The sequence below is a fragment of the Cohnella thermotolerans DSM 17683 genome (assembly GCF_000429825.1).
Taxonomy (GTDB): domain Bacteria; phylum Bacillota; class Bacilli; order Paenibacillales; family Paenibacillaceae; genus Cohnella; species Cohnella thermotolerans.
On record NZ_AUCP01000058.1, the window covers coordinates 14,557 to 33,526 of the forward strand.

Below are 18,970 nucleotides of genomic sequence, written 5' to 3' on the forward strand. Positions count from 1 at the left end.
GCATCAACGACCGCTGATGTTGAATGTTGCGGTCATGCGGGCGATATCGATATTGCACGAGCCTCGAATTATGAACCTCCCATGCGTGGGAGGTTTTTTTCGTAGGGACCAATTCTTGAATAAATCGCTTCATTTGCGATGGCGTCAAAAGGAACGTTCTCAGGAAAATAAAAATAAAATTTAATATTATTTATTAACAAGTTGAATTTTATTAATAAATATTTTAATATTTTTAAAAAAGGAGGGGTTTAATGGAAAGAAGTGACGTTCCATCTTGGGTATTGGCGTTGGATAAAGAATCTTTGGAGTTTATTAGAAAGTTTATCTTAAACTCCGGATCGTTGAAAAGTATGGCGAACGATTATGGGGTATCCTACCCAACGGTGCGCACGATGTTAGATAAGTTAATTGAGAAGATTGAGCTGAACAGTAAGGAAGACAATGTAGAATTCGTGAACATGATTAAAAACTTAGTGATCGATGAGCGGCTCAGTTTAGAAACAGCCAAAATAATTATTGAGAAGTATAAAGCAGAGAAGGGTGATTGAAATGGAATATGCTTTTCAATTTGCTATCGCAGTAGGGATTTTGGTTGCACAATATTTTATTTCAAGACGTGGACCTGCGTGGGTCGGTGCCATTTTACCCATTATTTATTTAGGAGGATTGGTTTACGGGTTGTTTACCCAGCATTTTAACGGATCATTAAAATCTATTCTTGTTGCAGGCGTCGGGGGGACTGTTTTACTTATATCCGCTTGGATAAAAGGCCGGGAAGCTTTAGCAAAAAAAAGACAAAGAGAACTCAATAAAATTAAAGCAATGGATTTATAAGCGAACCCCCGAGCGACGGTACGGGAAAGACCACTTCTTTTGCCGAACGGCCACTACGTTTGTCACCCCTACAGGGATCGCGGATCGGCTCTCGAATACGTAAGAAAAAGGTCCGTCAGGGAGTGATAAAGATGAGTTTCGGGACGAAGGAAGCGGCCGATCATCTGGGCGTCAGCCAAACGACGCTCAAACGTTGGGTTTCTTATTTTCCAGAGCTCTTTCCGAAGGATCGGCTGGGACATTACATGTTTTCGGAGCAAGAAATGGAATGGCTTCAGAGCATTAAAGCGGAGGTGCGGAGCGGCGTCCCGCTGGAGAGCGTCCGCCCGCCCGGTCGTCGTTCGCAGCCGGCCGGTTCCAATCGGGATTCGGAATCGATCATGCTGCGTTTGCACCAGCTGGAGCGGATGATGGAACGGAAGGCCGACGAAGTCGTAAGCGCCCAAGTGCTTCAGCACCGGCGCGAGATCGACGAGCTGCGCCAGATGATTCAGCAGATCGCCGATTCGCTGGAGAAGATGCGGCAAGCCGCTGCCAGCCGGGACATCGAGCCGTCCCCTCGTCCCGCATCGCCCCCTCCCTTCGTCAGCGAGAATCGAACGGCCCGTAAACCCCGGAAGAAGATCTTTCGTCTATTCTAATTGGAACGGCATTCCGGTCGAAGATCTGCTGGAGGAGTACCGGAAAGCCCGCAGCAAATAACCTGCCAATTCGCCTACGACGAACCCTTGCGATCCGCGCAAGGGTTTTGCTTTTCACGGCCCCATGCGGCGACCCGTTGTGCGCGTTCCCGCTCCAACTGGTATAATTCAAGGCAAAGGAGTGAGAACACGGATGCGCATCATCGATCAATATATCCGGAACGAGGAAGAGAAGGCGCGGGCGGAACTAGTGGACGCGCTTGCCGCCAAATTCGCGGAGAGGGCCGAGCGGCACGACCGGGAAGGATCTTTTCCATTCGAAAATTTCGCCGATTTGCGCGATGCGGGATACTTGAAGCTGACCGTTCCCCGTTCCTTCGGCGGGGATGAGATATCATTGTACGAGCTCGTTCAGGTGCAGGAACGGTTAGCCTACGGGGATGGATCGACCGCCCTGGCCGTCGGCTGGCATATCGGGCAGGTGCTTCATCTGCGCACCTCGCGGAAGTGGCCGGAGGACCTCTTCGCCGAGCTGTGCCGCTCCATCGTGAAGGACGGAACGATGATCAACACGTTCGCCAGCGAAGCGGCGTCGGGCAGCCCCAGCCGCGGCGGCAAGCCGGAGACGACGGCCGTTCCCGCGGACGGCGGCTGGCGCCTGACCGGCCGCAAGACGTACAGCACGCTGTCGCCGATTCTCGACCGCTTCGCGGTGTCCGCCTACCTCCCGGACGAGGACTGCACGGCGGACTTTCTCGTGCGGCGCTCCGATCGGGTCACCGTCGTGGAGACGTGGGATACGCTCGGCATGCGCGCGACCGGCAGCCACGATGTCGTGCTGGACGGCGCCTGGACGGAGAAGCGCATGCGGCTCTCCGGTCAGGGAGAAGACGACGGAGGAGGCTGGCTGCTGCACATCCCGGCCTGCTATGTGGGCATCGCCCTGGCCGCCCGGGATTTCGCGCTGGACTACGCCCGGAGCTATCGGCCCAATCATCTGTCCGAGCCGATCGCCTCCCTTCCGGCGGTCCGCCAGATGTTCGGGGAGATCGAAGTCGAGCTTCGAACCGCCCGTTCGCTGCTGTATGCGGCGGCCGACCGTTGGGACCGCGAAGCGGCTAACCGGCCTTCGATGAAGCCGGAGTTCGGTCTGGCGAAGTACGTCGCCACCAACGGCGCCATTCGCATCGTGGATCTGGCGATGCGCATCGTCGGAGGCGCCAGCCTGTCCCGCAAGCTCCCGCTGGAGCGCTATTACCGGGACGTTCGCGCCGGCCTGCACAATCCGCCGATGGACAGCAACGTCCTGCAGATGCTGGCCTCCTCCGCCCTAAGCGAGAAGTCCCTGTAGCCGGCTAGAACAAATCGCGGGAGTTGCGGCCCGAGCCTGCGGCGGCATCCGCCCGAATGAAATATTCGTGCTTGCCGAATCGGGACAGCGCCTCCCGATCGGGCCGCCATACCCATTCGTCGATCTCGGTCTGGCAGCGGTGAGCCCGGAAGGCGGCGAGCTTCGCTTCGAGATGGGCGGATACGTCGATTCGGACGATATCGTTGCGGGTGTACCCGTACCGTTCCGGGCGCTCCATCTCGCTGCCGAACGAAATAAAATAAAGCGAGCCCTTGCGTCCGGCGCGCCGATAAGCGGCCGTCGTCGCTCGGCCGATCGCGCAATGGTCCGGATGCCCGCCGAGCTTCTCATGGAACGTCAGCACGACGTCGGGATCGAGGTCGCGGATCAGCGCTTCGACGGTTGCGGTCAGCTTTTCCCCGTCGATAAATTCCACCGTCTTGTCGCGAATACCCAGGAAGCGGAGCTGCCGGATGCCGAGGCGTTCGCAAGCTTGCCGCAGCTCCTGCTCGCGGGCCGCCGCTATCGTCTCCCGGTTCAGATAAGGCGGATTGCCCATCCGCCGGCCCATCTCGCCCCGGGTGGCGCTCACCAGCGTAATGTCGACGCCTTCGGAGGCATACTTCGCCAAGGTTCCGCCGCAAATAAACGTCTCGTCGTCCGGGTGCGCAAACACCGCCAGCAGCCTGCGCCCCGCTTGCGTTCGGCGTTCGCTCATTCCGGGAACGGCTCCTTTCCCAGGTGGAGCGCAACGTGCATCCGTCCTCGATCGTCATAGCCGGCCAGCAGCAGACGGCCCGCTTCGTCCGCTTCGTAGTGGGTGAGCGCCTCCATCCTCAGCCAGCCGTGGCCGTCGAACCGGAGCGCGACGCGATACGGTCCTTCTCCGGCAATCCGGGCGTCCGTCGCCCGCACCTTGAAGTTGCGGACGAAGACGAACGAAGTGGCCTCGCTATGCACGTAAATGTCCGCTCCGACGAATTTTCGAAGCTCCGCCTCTACGGAAGTCCTGTCTATGTTCATCATCGCAGTCGTTCCTTTTCGCCCAAATAATGAGAAAGCCTTCCCTTATTGTATCACAAGCCGACGGACGGCCGCCCCCGGTATGAAGCTTCGGCTTTCGCCCTATAATGAGGATAAATGAGGTGACCAAGATGACTCCATTCCCGAAAATATTAATCGGAATCGGCATTCTCCTCGTCGTTGTCGGACTGATCTGGATGATCGGAGGACGCTTCCTTCCTCTCGGGCGGCTTCCCGGCGATATCTCGTACGAGAAAGGCAATGTCCGGTTCTACTTCCCCATCGTGACCTGTCTACTGGTTAGCGTCGTGTTGTCGCTAATTTTCTATGTGGCGAGATTTTTCACCAAATAACTTGGGGCCGCTCTGCCTTCTCAAGCTCCGAACGGCCTGCGCCAACTTCTGTTCGCGTTCCGCCCGGCTCCACTCGTCCCAGAACTTGACCGTTCCGGAGCGAGGGGGATACGCCGGTTCCCGCACTTGAATGCGGCTCGGCAGCAGGCAGGCGTCCCCGACGACGACCGCCTCTCCGACGCCCAGAAGCGGCAGCATGTCCCGAATGCCGCCGAGAGCCTCGGGCAGCTGCCCAGCGACGGCGCTCTGGTCCGCCGGATGGGAGAGCCGAAGCGCGACGATGTTGTGGCACTGGCTCATCACGGTCGCGTTTAACTCGGACGGGCGCTGGCTGACCGCTACCAGACCGACCCCGTATTTGCGCCCTTCTTTGGCGATTCTCTCAAAATGAGCGAGCGCCCGCGCTTCCGTGGCATCCGCCGCCGATCGGCCCGGGAGGTACAAATGCGCCTCGTCGCACACGAGAGCGATGGGGTGCCGATCGCCGCCGCCGGACCATAGCTGGACCTGGAAGATCAGCCGGGCCGTCAGACCGATCGCAATCGGCAGCATATCCGAAGGCACTTCGCTGAAGTCGACGATCTTTACGCCCGCCCCATCGGGCGAGCCGGCCCGCATGAGCTTCCGGACGAGCGCGTCGAGATAAGCGGCATCCCGCTGCTCCTCCCGCAGCGCGAACATGAAGCCGTGCCGGCGGTCGCTTCGCTTGGCGGCCAGGCGCGCCAGGAACCGGCTGAATTTGCCGTGAAAAGGCCCGTTCACCAGCCCGCTTCGCCCCTGCACCCTCTCCTCGTTCAAGTTCGCAATCTCCGCGGCGACCGCATCCAGATCGTAAGGCACCGGGCTGTCGATCGTGAACGTCTCCAGCTCTTCGGCCATGCCGGCCGCCGACAGCGCCTCCCGTTTGGCCCGCACCACCGCCCGGCTGAACGCCATCGCCTGGTTGGGAGCGTTCTCGTCGCTGCGGTCCAGAATCAGCGCCAGCATATCCTCGTAGCCAAGGAGCCAGTAAGGGAGGAAAAGCGCGTCCTTCCCGGGATCGTCGAGATCGCCGGGTCCGGCGATCCGATAGCGCGCGATGCGGGGATGAGCGGCGAGCGGCTCGTATTCCCCGTGCAAATCGAAGACGATCAGATTCGCCCGCTCCAGCTCCGCGACTTGCTCGACAAGGGCGGCCACCGTCCAGGACTTGCCGGAGCCGGTCGAGCCGACGATCATCGCATGCCGCTGAAAGAACGCGTTGCCGTCCAGAACCGCCGCCGCTTCCGGCGCCATCGTGTACGCTCCCAAAGTGAGCGGTGCCCGGGACTTGGCGGTCTCGTCGGCGATCAAGCCGGCGAACGCGGCCAAATATTCGCCCGTCAGCAGATAGCACCTAGCTCCGATCTCGGGCAGCTGCTCCACCGATCGCGCAAACGCCGCCCGCGCTCTGCCGCCTCCCGGTCCTTTTAGCGTCCCCATCGCTTGGATCGTGACTTCGTTGCTCACGCGCCCGCCCGCTTCGGTCGCCTGGCCTGCCGCTTCCTTCCGTCTCTCCTCCAGCTCGAGCCGAACGACGCGGCCGATTCGGCCGATCAACCGCGTGTTCGGATCGGCCGTGTTCAGAATAACGTAACCGTTCACGGTGACGTTGCGAATTTGACGATCGTCCGTCGCATAGACGGTCACGCTGTAGCTGTCCACGCGGCCCACGAGTCCGACGAGCCGGTCCGGGACGGCATCAAACAGATTCGGACGTTCCCGCATCGGCTTCGGCCCCCCATGCTTGATCGAGCAGCGCGTGAAAAGTCCAGAGATCGGGCTCGGGCGCGGAGAAGGACGCCACGGCGTCGCTTACAATCCGGCTTCCGGAGCCTTCCTTCTGCACGGCGATATAGTTGCGGATGCGGCGGTCCCGGATCAGCGCCTTGGCGCTGTCGGACAACTGCCGGGCCAGAACGATCTTGGGCACGCCCTCGCTGCGCAGGACGGCCTCGAAGCTCCCTTGAATGTGCAGATCGTTGAAGCCGAACCCGACGATGACGAGCGGCCTTCGTTCGTCCAGCACCGATCGCATCTCCGCCAGCACGCTGTTGTAGGGGTCCCGGTGCGTCTCCAGATATTTTCCCGTTCCCGGCGTCACAATGGACGGCACAATGCCCGCCCGGGCCAGCATCGGAAGCAACTGGAGGCCCGCTCCCTGCAGCCTCTTGATTTGCCCGTCCGGGTATTTGAACCAGCTGAGCGAGCCGTGCGGCTTATAGATTCGCAAGTGGGGGCGGTGAGTCGTCACGCGCCGCTTGCCGTAGCCCGAGATTCTGGTCATGCTCTCGTTCAGCTCGGCGGCGGAGAGCGGGGAGCCGATCGCCCCTTCCTCGAAGCCGTCCCAAACCCTCCATCCCGAAGCCGACGCGGACCATTCGATCAGATGATCGTAGTTGGTCGTGATGACATGAACGATGGCATGGTTGGAGTGCTTCAGCGTGCGAAAATAGCGGCCGAAGCCGGTCGGGTCGACGCCGCTTGCGATGTCCGGCATCCGCTTCTGCTCGTCTTCCGAGAGGCAGCGCCACGTCTGCCGGACGATCTCGCGAAGCAATGGGCCGCTGACCGCCGCTCCCGATTGCTGCAATACCTCTTCGAGCCCCCGCTTCTCGACCGTCAGCCGATGCTGAATGCGGACCCACTCCTCCCGCTCCGGCTTCGAGAAGCTTCCGATCCGGACATGGCGGACCAAATAGTCTGCCAATTGTCCCATGGTCGCCAGACCCGCTCCGGCGGACAGACCGCTTCCGATGAGAAAGACGGGGTTTGACCGGATCGTTCGCTCGACGAATTGGGCATAGGGCTTGTTCATGGTTCAATCTCCTAATCTCTCATTGGTTATTTCTAGTTTGAACCGAATGAGAGAGATCGATACATGGGAGGGAGTTGCCCGATCGGCATCCTGAACTAACATTTTTTGGTTGACGATCTTTGAGCGGCCGTGATATATTCTCCATATCATTTATTTCAGGACGAAGGAGGTCGCCGCCAATGCGACAACTTATTCAAGAACGCCGCTATCAACCGAATAGGCTTGTCCTGCGGGCTGACCTTGCCGTGCGTATGCATTAGTCCTCTTATGTATACCTCGCTCCAGGCGGTTGCGCCTGGAGTTTTTTGTTTTCTCCTCCACGGTTCCTTCCGTCTGTCGGGTTCGGCCGCACGCTTTTTTTCTCACGGAAAGGGGCACTCTTATGCCACAGAAACAAACGCTATCCATGTCCTGGCTTCTTCAGTATCTCCGCCCCGTCAAATGGCGGATGCTGCTGCTGCTCGTCCTCCTGCTGACAACGACGGCGCTGCAGCTCGTGCAGCCGCAGCTCGTGCAGCGCTTTATAGACGAGGCCGCCGGCTCGGGAACCGTCTCCGCCCTGCTGACGCTGGCCGGCCTCTACCTTGCCGTCGCCGTACTGAATCAATTGTTCACGGTGTCCGTCGATTATCTCGGGAACGATGTGGCCTGGCGCGCGACGAACCGGATCCGCTCCGTCCTGCTCCGGCATTGCCTGCGGCTCGACATGCGGTTCCACAATTTGAAAACGCCGGGCGAAATGATCGAGCGCATCGACGGCGACGTCACCCATATGTCGAATTTTTTCGCGATGTTCATTGTGAAAATCGTAGGCAGCTTCGTTCTGCTCGCCGGCATTCTCGGCTACATGTTCGCGTATAATTGGCCGATTGCCGCCGTCATGACGGCGTTCACCGCCCTCTCGCTCGGCGTCATGTTCGCCATTCGCGACATGGGCGTGAAGGCCTCCCAGGCGGAACGCCAAGCGAGCGCCGCCCTGTTCGGCCTCATCGAGGAGCGGATCGCCGGCATCGAAGACGTGCAGACCAACGGCGGCGTCCCCCGCCTGATGAACCGCTACCACCGGGCGATGCGGGCCGTGTTCTTAAGCGGACGCAGAGCGTGGATGCTCCGGGTGTCGCCGTGGAACGCTACGGTCGGTCTCTATACGATCGCCGTGACGGCGGTGCTGCTGATGAGCGTGCGCATGCATTTGAACGGCGCCATCTCGCTCGGGACGCTGTTCCTCTTCTTCCAATACACGCAAATGCTGAACGACCCGATCGAGCAGCTCGGCGATCAGATGCAGGAATTTCAGAAAGCCAAATCCGGCATGCGCCGCTCCCGGGAGCTGCTCTCGCTGCAAAGCGAGATTGCGGACGGCACGGAGGATTCGCTGCCGCCGGGGCCGCTCGGCGTCACGTTCGACCGGGTCCGCTTCGGCTATAACCAGGATCAAACCGTGCTGCACGACATCACCTTCGAGCTGAAGCCCGGAGAACGGCTCGGCATCGTCGGCCGTACGGGCAGCGGGAAGTCCAGCATCAGCCGGTTGCTGCTCCGGCTGTACAATCTCGACAGCGGCGTCATCCGGATCGGGGGCGTGGACATCCGCAGCTTGCGCCTTGAAGCGCTTTACCGAAGGGTCGGCATGGTGACGCAGGACGTTCAGCTGTTCGACGGAACGCTTCGCGACAACCTGACGCTGTTCAATTCCGGCATTTCGGACCGGCACATTCTCGACACGACGGAACGTCTCGGACTGCGGAAGTGGATCGATGCGATGCCGCAAGGGCTGGATACCCGGCTGTCGACCGGGGGAACGTCGCTGTCCGCCGGCGAAGCGCAATTGTTCGCGCTGACGCGCGTTTTCTTGACGGAGCCGAGCTTGGTCGTTCTCGACGAGCCTTCCTCCCGGCTCGACGCCGCGACGGAAGCGGCCTTGCAATCGGCCGTGGACCAATTGCTCGCGAACTGCACGGGCATCGTGATCGCGCACCGGCTGGCCACGCTCGACAACGTCGATAAAATTATGGTTCTCCGCCAAGGCCGAATGGTGGAATTCGGAGCGAGGGAAGCGCTCGCGCGCGATCCGTCCTCTCACTACGCTCAGCTGCTGCGGACGAACCGGCAGGAGGAATGGGCATGACGGTCAGTCACTTTATGGGACGCCTGTTTCGCTTCAGGCCCTCCCTTTATCTCATTAACGGGCTGCTATGGGGGCTCTTTCATTCGCTGCCCGTAGGCATCGGCCTCGGCATGAAATGGTTTTTCGACCGGGCCGCCACCCCGTCTTACGATTTTCTGTGGCTTGCGGTGCCGCTCGTCGTCGTCGGTCTTGTCCGGTTCGCCCGGGTCGGGACCTTCTACATCGCTTTCTATAAGTGGGTAACGTATATCTATCATCTGCAAGCGGTGCTGCGCCGCAATATGCTGGCCGGCATCATGCGCTGGCCCGGCCGCAACCTGCCCGCATCCCCCGGCGAAGCCATGACCCGCTTCCGGGAAGACGTGGACGAAGTCGTCGAATACGTGGAGTCGTGGGTCGACTTCTGGGGACGCTTGATCTATGCCATTGTCTGCATCGTCATTATGGCCCGCATCAATTGGCTCATTACCGCCTTCGCCATTCTCCCGCTCGTGCTCGTCACGTTGTTCAACAACTTGTCCGGCAACCGCGCGAGACGATACAGCCAGTTGAACCGGGAAGCGACCGGACGCATTACCGGCTTCATCGCCGAGACGTTCGGGGCGGTTCAAGCGGTCAAACTGGGGCAAGCGGAGGACCATGTGTTGAACCGGTTCGGGCAGCTGAACGAGAGCCGCCGGCACGCCGCCCTTCGCGACAATCTGTTCAAGCAGTGGATGAAATCGCTCAACCAGCATGTGCTCAGCATCTGCACCGGCGTCATTCTGCTGATGTGCGCCGCGGAGATGAAGGCGGGCCGCTTTACGGTCGGCGATATCGCGCTGTTCACGTCTTACCTGACGACGTTCTCGTTCAGCATCTCTTTGTTCGGCTACATGATCTTTCAGCACAAGCGCTTGCGGGTGGCGCTCGACCGGATGCGGGTTCTGTTCCGCCCGGGCGAAGAAGACCGCATTGCGGAGCATAGCGACATTTATCTCTACGGCGATCCGCCGGAAGCGGAGCAGCCGGAAGATCGCGAGGAAGATCGGCTGCAATGTCTGGAAGTCGAGGGGCTTAGCTATACGTATCCGGATTCCGGCAATGGAATTCGGGACATCGGGTTCCGGCTGGAGCGCGGCAAGTTCCTGGTCATCACCGGCCGAATCGGATCGGGCAAATCGACGCTGGTGCGCACGCTGCTGGGCATGCTTCCGAGGACGGGCGGGACGATTCGATGGAACGGCCGCGTGGTGGAGGAGCCCGCGTCATTCCTGAAGCCGCCGAGAACGTCGTACACGCCGCAGGTGCCGCGGTTGTTCAGCGATACGCTGCGCGAGAACATCACGCAAGGCAGCCGCGTCGCGCCGGAGGCGCTGGATCGGGTCATCCGGCTGGCCGTAATGGAGCAGGACCTTCAGACGCTCGATCAAGGGCTGGAGACGCTCGTCGGCCCCCGCGGCGTCATGCTGTCCGGCGGGCAAATTCAACGCGCCGCCGCCGCGCGGATGCTCATGACGCAATCCGACCTGTTCATCTTCGACGACCTGTCCAGCGCCCTCGACGTCGAAACGGAGAAGACGCTGTGGGAGCGGCTGTTCCGGGAGAGCGGCGTTACCTGCATCGCGGTATCCCATCGCCGGGCGGCGCTGGCGCGGGCGGACCACATCATTGTTCTGAAGGACGGGCGGATGGAAGCAGAAGGCACGCTGGCCGAACTGCTGGAGGTGAGCGAGGAAATGCGGCTCTTGTGGCAGGGAGAGGAGACTTCGGCCGAAGCCCGGGAAGAGGATGAGGAAGCCGAGCAGCCGGCATAAAAGAGCGTTTATTAAACGAAACGCAACAAGCGGAAACCAGGCGCCGACCCGGTCTCCGCTTGTTTTGTTACGTCGAATGCCGATCTCAATGGAACTCCACGTCGATGCGGCGTCTCGAGTCGCCCTTCAGCTTGGGCATGCGGACCTCGAGGACGCCATTTTTGTAGCTGGCTTTGACGCCTTCCGAAGAGACGCTGGCGGGAAGCGCAATCGAGCGGTGGAACCGGCCGACGAAGCGCTCCTGGCGGTGCATGTGCTCGTCCTTCACTTCGTGCGTTTTGTTCAATGTGCCGCTAATGGTCAGGACGTTGTTATCGATATCGATATTCACGTCTTCCTTTTTCTCGAGCCCCGGAATGTCGCAGGAGGCGACCACTTCGGTCTCGGTCTCGTAAACGTCCACGTTCATATGACCGAAGCTCTGAGCGAATCCCGGCCGGAACAGCGATGCGTCATCGGTGAAAAAACGGCCCAGTTCCCTCCGCATTTGGTCCAGGTGCCGAAACGGTTCGTACGGTACGAGCGCCATCCTCAATTCCTCCTCGTTAGTGATGATCCATGTATGTGATGCCCGAAAAAGAAGGCGGTTATTCGGAGTTTGGGCTGCGGCGGCACTTTGACTTGGCGCATTGTACTCGCTTCGCAGAAATTGTATGCTTCTGGAAGAGCCCCAGGATATCCGGTTGCGAAGGAAGCGGAAAAAACGATGAAAAATTCGGACAATCAACGCAACTTTAATGCCGTCTTCGACGATTTGCGCAAAGATTACGTTTTGACGGCTTATCGTACGGGGTCTCTTCAGCAGTTACTCCCTGCAGTTTGCCCGCCCGGCGGAAGCCCTGAGATGAAAATATTCCTTGGATACTGACTAGGCTGTTGCAGTAAACTAAATAATCATGTTTTATGGGAATTGTTGACTCACCGGGATAATTAGGGTTAAAGTGAAAGTATAGGAAATAGGACTTCGAGGAGACGACCCCCATGCATGATAATTGGCTTATTTTTTGTGAAGAGTCTGGGGATAAAGCACTACCTTGGAAGAAAGGATCTACAGACTATTATATTGTCTCTGCGGTGCTAGTGCATGAAGAACATGAACAAGATTTCATAAATACAATCAAACACCAGACTAAGAGAGTATTAAAAATATCAGAACCCCTAGAATGGAAGAAGTTACAAACATATAAAAAAAGAGATGATATTTTATTAGCAAAATTCTTTAAAAATGTGGAACAAAGTGCTCCTCCATTTATAATTTCAAAAGTAATTTGTAATAAACATGAGACTAGTGGGCCTGGATTAGTTGATACGCAAACGTTTATGAACTATCTATATGGCCTAATGTTTAAAAGAATTTCTCTCTTCCTAAGAATAACAAAGTCGCATGCTAAATTAGTCATTGATCGCAATACCGATCCTGTCGCACAAGAGTCTCTTAGGAAATATTTATCAGATGTGGCGAAATATAAAACTGGAGAGCCGCCGAGGTTTTCAAAACCGAAATGGTTGAATCCTGAGGATCATGCAATTCTAGGATTATCCGACTTTATCGCTGGCTCAAGTCTTCGCTCTCTTTCAGACTACTATCATAACGTTAATATAGAATGTAAACGTTGCAGCTCAGGCTTATGTATATATGAGTGCAGCAAAAGCAATTTTTCATATTTTCGAAGTTACAAATATCTTGTTGACTGGAACTACTATAATTTTGAAAATTGGGCATGGAAGGGATTACTCTATCATCCCTTTGAAAACAAAAATAACTATCGACATTTATTTATGCCAATATAAAAAAACAGCCCTTAGGCTGGAAAATGAAAATAGTGGCGGGAGGAGCTCACACTTATAAAGTGCTGCCACAAATTGAGTTACTAAGACTCGATGTGACCTACCGCCAAATCCATATTACCCCATTAACGGTGATGTTGTCAAAAATAAATTAATAAAAAGAGCAGTTTGGGAGGATCCCGCACTCAAAATGAAGTGCTGCCACAAATTGAGTTGCTAAGACTCGATGTGACCTGCCAAACTGCTCCTACATTACATATATCCAATATTTAAAAAAACAACACTCACCTGGGATAATTAAATTATATACGAGAACACATGTTCTGTAAAGTCGTTTTCCAAACAAATTTTTGGAATGCTAATAGTAAATGAAGTCTCGGGGCGGTCAAGCCGAGTTCCACCAATGCCCGCCTTAGGGCGTGCAATAAACTTGTCACGCTTGACGTTGACTTCCCGATTACATAGCTCTAAATACTACCACCACTGTTGGATCGGGTTCGCCGGTACGGGCCATTTCATCTCGATCGTACCGTTTGGCCTCGCTTTTGTCGCCGGCGCGATGATGTTTGTCGTCTGCAAGTAGCTAATTTAAGGAGAGTCATGCGGATGGCAACGAACGCGCATCCACCTTTGCTTTTATCTTATGGATGTTGGCTAGTATCGCATAAAACTCCCGTTTTCTCTTGCTCTGGTGAGGTTCAGGTGCCTAAATCCACCGTCATCCCCGAACAGCACCATCCGCCAGCTTGCACCTGTCGCCTCCGCACCCGGAGTGAACCCGATCGGGATTCACGCCAATCGCGACGAGCCAGTCATTCCTTACCAATAGATCTTCGGCTTGGAAGTATCCCGTTCGCCGGATTCATCGTGATGTCTTACCCGTTGTGACGCCGATCGCCTTTATCTTAAACCTTAAACCTGCACCTGCGTTATTGACGGCCATCCCAGAACTGTGTTAGAATCAAACAAAACTTAATTCATATTAATTCTATAGGATTATAAAGTATTGACCGGACGACCGGAGATGCGCTGAGCGACGCTTAGTGTCATCTCCTTTTTTGTTGCCCGCAACGCAATCTGACGACGGAGATGATTCGATGAACACCCCCGCATCTACTCCCCCGCCCGAAGCCGACGCCGCCTCCGGAACCGATCCGGCGAATCTGATCGTGGAGCGGGACGTACCGGTCCCGATGCGCGACGGCACCGTTCTGAAAGCCGATATTTACCGGCCGGCAGGAACCGCCAGACATCCGGTTCTGCTAATGCGAACCCCGTACAACAAAGAAGACGCACAGACCATGAACTATGCGCATCCGACCTGGTACGCGGCCCGCGGCTATGTGGTCGTCGTCCAGGACACGCGGGGCCGATGGGCTTCCGAAGGCGAATTCCGGCCGTACGCGACGGAGGGCACAGACGGCTATGACACGGTCGAGTGGGCCGCGGCCTTGCCCTATGCATTGCCCCGGGTCGGCATGTATGGCTTCTCCTACGTAGCAGCCGTTCAGTGGTTGGCGGCGCTGGAGCGTCCGCCTCATCTGGCCTGCCTCTCCCCCGGCATGATCGGAGCCGACGCCTACCAAGGCCCCGCTTACCGGAACGGAGCTTTCGCGCTGGCGTCGACGCTCTCCTGGGCGTTGTTCGTCGGTCAAGACGCCGCCTTGCGGCAAGGCAGACTCGATTGGGTTGCCGAGATCAACCGCAGCTATGCCGGAATCCACGGCTTGTACAAGCATCTTCCGCTTAAAAGCGTACCGGGAGTCAAACCGGAGCTGCTCCCGTTCTACGCGGAGACGCTCGATCACCCGACCCGGGATGACTTCTGGCACGGCCAGTCGCTGCGCGAGCTTTACGACCGGATTGAAGTGCCCGTCCTGCATTTGGCCGGCTGGTACGATCTGTTCCTCGACGGAACGATCGAGAACTTCCTCGGCGTCCGGTCGAAGGGCGCAACGGCTGCGGCCCGCGACCATCAATACCTGATCGTCGAGCCCTGGTACCACATGCCCTGGTCGAGATACGTGGGCGACCTCGACTTCGGGACGGAAGCGGCGAACCGGATCGACGAGATCCAGCTGCGCTGGTTCGACCGGTGGCTCAAAGGAGACGAAGCCCGATGGCGGGACGAACCTCCGGTGCGCTATTTCCTGATGGGAGACAACCGGTGGGAGCAAGCGCAGCAGTGGCCGCCGCCGGAAGCGGTCGAGACGCGATTCTACTTCCATAGCGCAAGCAAGGCCAATTCCATCAACGGAGACGGCTCGCTGTCGGTGCGTTCGCCGGAACGCGAGTCCCCCGACGTGTATGTCTACCATCCCTCCATTCCGGTGCCCGCCCTGGGCGGACGCTCCGGAGCGGTGCCGGATCTGACGCCGATGGGGCCCCGGAACCAGCTTCCGATCGAAGTGCGCAACGACGTGCTCGTCTACACCTCGGAAGTGCTTGCCCAAGAGGTCAAAGTCGTCGGCGATATTCGGGTCGTTCTCTATGCGTCGACAACCGCCGAGGACACCGATTGGGTCGCGAAGCTCGTCGACGTCCATCCCGGAGGCGCGGCGTACAACGTGGCGGAAGGCATCGTCAGAGCCAGCTACCGTCATTCCCTCGAACGCCGGGAGCCGGTGACGCCGGGAGAGGTGGTTCGCTACGAAATCCCGCTCGGCAGCACCGCGATCGTCTTCAAGCCGGGACACGCCATCCGGGTCGACGTGACGAGCTCGCTGTTCCCGACGTACGATCGCCATCCGAACCGGATCGTGCCTCCGGGCGAGGCGACCGAAGCGGATTTCGCTACGGCGACGCAAACGATTCATCACGATGCCCGTTATCCGTCCCATATCGTTCTGCCTGTCGTTCAAGCTACATAAACCAACCGCACCGACGGAGGAGCTATGCGAAAGTCCTTTATCTGGTTCGACCTGGGCTACACGCTGGTTTACCGCCCCAGGGAGCAAGCGTTCCGGCAATTTCTGCAGGAGAACGGAGTCGAGCGAACGGCCGAAGAGATCGAAATCGCCTACCATCTGACGGATAAGCTCTTCATGCGGGAATATCCGGGCGTGCTGGGCAAAAGCGACGAGCGATTCTTCCTCTGGTATCTCGGCGTGCTCAATTACAAGCTCGGTGTCGACTTCGATCTTTATGCCCAGAACCGCCGCCTGTCGGAAATTCAGCGCAGCATCCGATCGGCGTGGATGCCGTATCCGTTCGCCAGAGACGTCCTTCAGTCGCTCAGAGAGAGCGGACTCGGCGTCGGTCTCATCAGCAATTGGGATGCGACAGCCCGTCAGGTTCTGGACGAAGTGAGACTGACAGACTGCTTCGACCACATCGTGATCTCTTCGGAAGTCGGCTTCGAGAAACCGACGGAGCAGATTTTCCGGCATTCGCTGCGGAAGGCCGGCGTCTCGCCGGAAGAGTGCTGCTACGTCGGCGACAACTACTACGACGACGTCGTCGGCAGCGCACAAGTCGGCATGGATGCCGTCTTGATCAACCGGTTCGGATCGCTCGGCATCGAAGAGATCGTCCATGAGCCTACGATCCTTTCCATTCGAGAATTGCCTGCCTTATTAGCCATTCCATCCTGGGAGGAGTCCAAAAAATGAAAAATCCGTCCAAATTCGCGTTCCGCCGGTTGCCCGTCCTGCTGACGGCCGTGCTGATCGTTGCCGTCTTCCTGTCGGCCTGCGGCAACAACAACGCAGGCAACGGCAGCGCGGCAAGCCCGTCCGCTTCCCCGTCGCCTTCCGCCTCCGCTTCCGGCGAATCCGCCTCTCCGTCCGCCGAAGCTTCACCCGTGTCCGACGCGAAAGCGGGAGGCAAGGTCGTCGTCGCCATTCCGCAGGACGTGGACTATCTCGATCCCCATCTGGCCGTCGCTGCCGGAACGTCCGAGGTGTTGTTCAACCTGTTCGAAGGGCTTCTGAAGCCGAACGACAAAGGCGAGCTCTACCCCGCCATCGCCGAATCGTACGAAATTTCGCCCGACGGCCTGACGTATACGTTCAAGCTGAGGGACGGCGTCAAGTTCCACAACGGCAGCCCGGTCACCTCGGCGGACGTGAAGTACTCGTACGATCGCCTCGCCGGCAAGGTTACCGGCACCCCGCTGCTCGCTTCGTTCGCCAGCGTCGATTCCATAACGGCGCCCGACGACAAGACCGTCGTGATCAAGCTGAAGGAGAACAACACGTCGTTCCTGACCGCGCTCACGTCGGCCGTCATTCCGAAGGACTACAAGGACAGCAACAAGCAGCCGATCGGCACCGGTCCGTTCAAATTCAAGGAATACGTGCCTGGACAGCGAATCGTCCTGGAGAAAAATCCGGATTACTACGTGAAGGGCGTTCCTTACCTGGATGAAGTCGAGTTCCGAATCATTACGGATGCCGAGGCGGCTTACCTCGCCTTCAAGTCCGGCGAAGTGGATCTGTATCCGCGGATCGGAGCCGAGAAGCTGGAAGAGCTCGGAGACGAATTCGGCAAATTGAGCGGCCCGCAAAATCTCGTTCAGGAGCTGGTGCTGAACAACGCGAAGAAGCCGTTCGACGATATCCGGGTCCGTCAGGCCGTCAACTACGCGATCGACAAGGACGAAATCATCCAGGGCGTCGCGCTCGGCCAAGGCGTGAAGGTCGGGTCGCATCTGAGTCCGGTGCTGAAGCAGTACTACCAGGAAGGTCTGGAGGACCTGTACAAGACGGACGTCGAGAAAGCCAAGAGCCTGCTGGCGGAAGCCGGCTACAAGGACGGCTTGGAGATTACGATCTCCGTCCCCTCCGTTTATCCGTTCCATGTCAACACCGCCCAGGTCATCGCCCAGCAGCTCGAGAAGGTGGGCATCAAGGCGAAGATCGAATCGGTGGAATGGGCGGTATGGCTGGATCGCATCTATAAAGGCCGGGATTATCAATCGACGGTCATCGCCTTCGACGGCAAGCTGAATCCCTACGACATTCTCAACAAGTACTTGTCGGACGCTCCGAACGATTTCTTCAATTATAAAAATCCGGAATATGACCAAACGCTGAAAAGCGCCTTGACCGAGGTCGACGAGAACAAGCGCACGGAGCTGTACAAGAAAGCCCAGACGATTCTCGCGAAGGATGCCGCCGCCGTCTTCATTCAGGATATCTACGATTCCGTCGCTTTCAAGAAGGACCTCGCCGGTTACAAGAGGTATCCGATCTATGTACAGGACCTGTCGACCGTCTACTGGGACAAAAAATAACCGGGCGCGCTTCAGAGGAGACCTAGCATGAACCTGGCTTATGTGACCCGCCGCTTGGCGACTCTGCTGCTGACCGTGTTCTTCGTCATTCTGATTACGTTCTTCGCCTTCCGGATTATTCCCGGCAATCCGGCGCTCGCCATTCTGGGCACAGAGGCGACGCCGGAGCAAATTCAAGCGCTGGAGGCGAAGCTGGGCACCGACCTGCCGCTCGGGGTGCAGTTCGTCCATTGGCTCGAAGGCGCGGTCACGTTCGACTTCGGGGAGTCGCTCCGCTACTCCGAGCCTGTGCTCGACTTGATCGCCGGGCGGCTCCCCGTGACCTTCTCGCTGGCGCTGCTTGCGCTGGCAATCACCGTCCTGACGGCCGTTCCGCTCGGCATCGCGGCCGCCCGGCGACGGGGCAAGGCGCTGGACCTGCTCGTGTCCGGCCTGACCCAAATCGGACTCGCGATTCCCTCCTTCTGGTCGGGAATCGTTCTTGTGCTCGTCTTCGGCGTGCTCCTTCGATGGTTCTCGGTCAGCCATTACGTCCCTTTCGCCGAGAATCCCTGGCTGTCGCTCCGTTCGCTGGTGCTTCCCGCCGTCGCGCTGGCCATTCCGCAGATCGCGATCGTCGTCCGTTACTTGCGAACGACGATGTTGGAGCAGCTTCACCTGGACTATGTCCGGACCGCCCGGAGCAAAGGGCTGAAGCCGTCCGCCGTCTATTACAAGCACGCGCTCAAGAATGCGCTCATCCCGGTCGTTACGGTCGTCGGGATCAACTTCGGCGAGATTCTCGCGGGAAGCCTCGTCATCGAGCAAGTGTTCACGCTGCCCGGGCTGGGGCGGCTGCTCATTACCGCAATCGGCAATCGCGACTACCCGCTCGTGCAGGGGCTCGTGCTGCTGATCGCTTCCATCGTCGTCGCCGTCAATTTTATCGTCGACCTGTCCTATGCCTGGTTGAATCCGAAAATCCGTTTAAGGTAGAGGCGATAA

The 18,970-nt window shown here is 58.1% G+C and carries 17 protein-coding genes; 12 read left to right on the forward strand and 5 right to left on the reverse strand.

All coding sequences use genetic code 11. The features are described from left to right. The first annotated feature begins 251 nt into the window (after positions 1 to 251). The 4 genes from G485_RS0112355 to G485_RS0112365 all read left to right on the forward strand — a co-directional run bounded on the left by G485_RS0112355 (position 252) and on the right by G485_RS0112365 (position 2,826). Positions 252 to 548 carry a DUF2089 family protein gene (locus tag G485_RS0112355; protein WP_027092823.1) on the forward strand — a complete coding sequence of 99 codons (297 nt, stop codon included), beginning with the start codon at positions 252 to 254 and terminating at the stop codon, positions 546 to 548. A gap of 1 nt (position 549) precedes the next feature. Next, a complete protein-coding gene (locus G485_RS29055) occupies positions 550 to 834 on the forward strand; it encodes a hypothetical protein (RefSeq protein ID WP_084423280.1) in 285 nt (94 codons plus the stop codon). A 131-nt stretch (positions 835 to 965) separates the two neighbouring features. Beyond that, complete coding sequence (locus G485_RS0112360) at positions 966 to 1,475, forward strand: MerR family transcriptional regulator (protein WP_027092824.1); 510 nt, start codon at positions 966 to 968, stop codon at positions 1,473 to 1,475. Between the two features lie 193 nt (positions 1,476 to 1,668). Next, a complete protein-coding gene (locus G485_RS0112365; protein ID WP_027092825.1) occupies positions 1,669 to 2,826 on the forward strand; it encodes an acyl-CoA dehydrogenase family protein in 1,158 nt (385 codons plus the stop codon). Between the two features lie 4 nt (positions 2,827 to 2,830). On the opposite strand, the gene G485_RS0112370 is transcribed toward G485_RS0112365, so the two are convergent. Then, positions 2,831 to 3,544 (reverse strand): PIG-L family deacetylase, encoded by a 714-nt coding sequence (locus G485_RS0112370; RefSeq protein WP_027092826.1) that lies wholly within the window; start codon positions 3,542 to 3,544, stop codon positions 2,831 to 2,833. Further along, a complete protein-coding gene (locus tag G485_RS0112375) occupies positions 3,541 to 3,852 on the reverse strand; it encodes a DUF1806 family protein (protein ID WP_051318228.1) in 312 nt (103 codons plus the stop codon). The genes G485_RS0112370 and G485_RS0112375 overlap by 4 nt, the downstream gene beginning before the upstream one ends. 128 nt (positions 3,853 to 3,980) lie before the next feature. Between G485_RS0112375 and G485_RS29060 the strand changes: the two genes are divergently transcribed. Next, positions 3,981 to 4,202 (forward strand): DUF2905 domain-containing protein, encoded by a 222-nt coding sequence (locus tag G485_RS29060; RefSeq protein WP_027092828.1) that lies wholly within the window; start codon positions 3,981 to 3,983, stop codon positions 4,200 to 4,202. Here the strand turns inward: G485_RS29060 and G485_RS26240 are convergent. Both G485_RS26240 and G485_RS0112390 read right to left on the reverse strand, forming a co-directional pair. Then, the gene (locus G485_RS26240; protein WP_051318229.1) at positions 4,167 to 5,948 is read right to left on the reverse strand and encodes an ATP-binding protein; all 1,782 of its coding nucleotides are present in this window, start codon (positions 5,946 to 5,948) and stop codon (positions 4,167 to 4,169) included. The two genes, G485_RS29060 and G485_RS26240, sit on opposite strands and share 36 nt — an antisense overlap. Then, positions 5,923 to 7,038, reverse strand: coding sequence for an SIR2 family protein (locus G485_RS0112390; protein ID WP_027092829.1), 1,116 nt, complete (start codon positions 7,036 to 7,038; stop codon positions 5,923 to 5,925). Before G485_RS0112390 ends, G485_RS26240 begins: the two co-directional genes overlap by 26 nt. A gap of 382 nt (positions 7,039 to 7,420) precedes the next feature. Here G485_RS0112390 and G485_RS0112395 point away from each other — a divergent pair, with 382 nt between their 5' ends. After that, a complete protein-coding gene (locus tag G485_RS0112395; protein ID WP_027092830.1) occupies positions 7,421 to 9,166 on the forward strand; it encodes an ABC transporter ATP-binding protein in 1,746 nt (581 codons plus the stop codon). Next, on the forward strand, positions 9,163 to 10,962 hold the full coding sequence (locus G485_RS0112400; protein ID WP_027092831.1) for an ABC transporter ATP-binding protein: 1,800 nt from the start codon (positions 9,163 to 9,165) through the stop codon (positions 10,960 to 10,962). Before G485_RS0112395 ends, G485_RS0112400 begins: the two co-directional genes overlap by 4 nt. Before the next feature lie 85 nt (positions 10,963 to 11,047). Here the strand turns inward: G485_RS0112400 and G485_RS0112405 are convergent, their stop codons facing one another. Next, positions 11,048 to 11,491 (reverse strand): Hsp20/alpha crystallin family protein, encoded by a 444-nt coding sequence (locus G485_RS0112405; protein ID WP_027092832.1) that lies wholly within the window; start codon positions 11,489 to 11,491, stop codon positions 11,048 to 11,050. A gap of 452 nt (positions 11,492 to 11,943) precedes the next feature. Here G485_RS0112405 and G485_RS29065 point away from each other — a divergent pair, with 452 nt between their 5' ends. From G485_RS29065 to G485_RS0112430, 5 genes are all read left to right on the forward strand, one after another. After that, positions 11,944 to 12,753 (forward strand): DUF3800 domain-containing protein, encoded by an 810-nt coding sequence (locus G485_RS29065; protein ID WP_084423281.1) that lies wholly within the window; start codon positions 11,944 to 11,946, stop codon positions 12,751 to 12,753. A 1,094-nt stretch (positions 12,754 to 13,847) separates the two neighbouring features. Continuing rightward, entirely contained in the window at positions 13,848 to 15,620 is a 1,773-nt protein-coding gene (locus G485_RS0112415) for a CocE/NonD family hydrolase (RefSeq protein WP_084423282.1), read from the forward strand. Positions 15,621 to 15,644: 24 nt separating this feature from the next. Then, entirely contained in the window at positions 15,645 to 16,361 is a 717-nt protein-coding gene (locus G485_RS26245; protein ID WP_035155971.1) for an HAD family hydrolase, read from the forward strand. Further along, positions 16,358 to 17,986, forward strand: coding sequence for an ABC transporter substrate-binding protein (locus G485_RS0112425; RefSeq protein ID WP_027092834.1), 1,629 nt, complete (start codon positions 16,358 to 16,360; stop codon positions 17,984 to 17,986). The genes G485_RS26245 and G485_RS0112425 overlap by 4 nt, the downstream gene beginning before the upstream one ends. Before the next feature lie 33 nt (positions 17,987 to 18,019). Next, on the forward strand, positions 18,020 to 18,961 hold the full coding sequence (locus tag G485_RS0112430; RefSeq protein WP_027092835.1) for an ABC transporter permease: 942 nt from the start codon (positions 18,020 to 18,022) through the stop codon (positions 18,959 to 18,961). The last annotated feature ends 9 nt before the right edge of the window (positions 18,962 to 18,970 follow it).

Bases quoted from the DNA above. Each gene is read 5' to 3' on its own strand.
- G485_RS29060 (WP_027092828.1), top strand. From the start codon at position 3,981: ATGACTCCATTCCCGAAAATATTAATCGGAATCGGCATTCTCCTCGTC.
- G485_RS0112360 (WP_027092824.1), top strand. From the start codon at position 966: ATGAGTTTCGGGACGAAGGAAGCGGCCGATCATCTGGGCGTCAGCCAA.
- G485_RS0112375 (WP_051318228.1), bottom strand. From the start codon at position 3,852: ATGATGAACATAGACAGGACTTCCGTAGAGGCGGAGCTTCGAAAATTC.
- G485_RS29055 (WP_084423280.1), top strand. From the start codon at position 550: ATGGAATATGCTTTTCAATTTGCTATCGCAGTAGGGATTTTGGTTGCA.
- G485_RS29065 (WP_084423281.1), top strand. From the start codon at position 11,944: ATGCATGATAATTGGCTTATTTTTTGTGAAGAGTCTGGGGATAAAGCA.
- G485_RS0112415 (WP_084423282.1), top strand. From the start codon at position 13,848: ATGAACACCCCCGCATCTACTCCCCCGCCCGAAGCCGACGCCGCCTCC.
- G485_RS0112425 (WP_027092834.1), top strand. From the start codon at position 16,358: ATGAAAAATCCGTCCAAATTCGCGTTCCGCCGGTTGCCCGTCCTGCTG.
- G485_RS0112400 (WP_027092831.1), top strand. From the start codon at position 9,163: ATGACGGTCAGTCACTTTATGGGACGCCTGTTTCGCTTCAGGCCCTCC.
- G485_RS0112370 (WP_027092826.1), bottom strand. From the start codon at position 3,544: ATGAGCGAACGCCGAACGCAAGCGGGGCGCAGGCTGCTGGCGGTGTTT.
- G485_RS0112365 (WP_027092825.1), top strand. From the start codon at position 1,669: ATGCGCATCATCGATCAATATATCCGGAACGAGGAAGAGAAGGCGCGG.
- G485_RS0112405 (WP_027092832.1), bottom strand. From the start codon at position 11,491: ATGGCGCTCGTACCGTACGAACCGTTTCGGCACCTGGACCAAATGCGG.
- G485_RS26240 (WP_051318229.1), bottom strand. From the start codon at position 5,948: ATGCGGGAACGTCCGAATCTGTTTGATGCCGTCCCGGACCGGCTCGTC.
- G485_RS26245 (WP_035155971.1), top strand. From the start codon at position 15,645: ATGCGAAAGTCCTTTATCTGGTTCGACCTGGGCTACACGCTGGTTTAC.
- G485_RS0112390 (WP_027092829.1), bottom strand. From the start codon at position 7,038: ATGAACAAGCCCTATGCCCAATTCGTCGAGCGAACGATCCGGTCAAAC.
- G485_RS0112355 (WP_027092823.1), top strand. From the start codon at position 252: ATGGAAAGAAGTGACGTTCCATCTTGGGTATTGGCGTTGGATAAAGAA.
- G485_RS0112395 (WP_027092830.1), top strand. From the start codon at position 7,421: ATGCCACAGAAACAAACGCTATCCATGTCCTGGCTTCTTCAGTATCTC.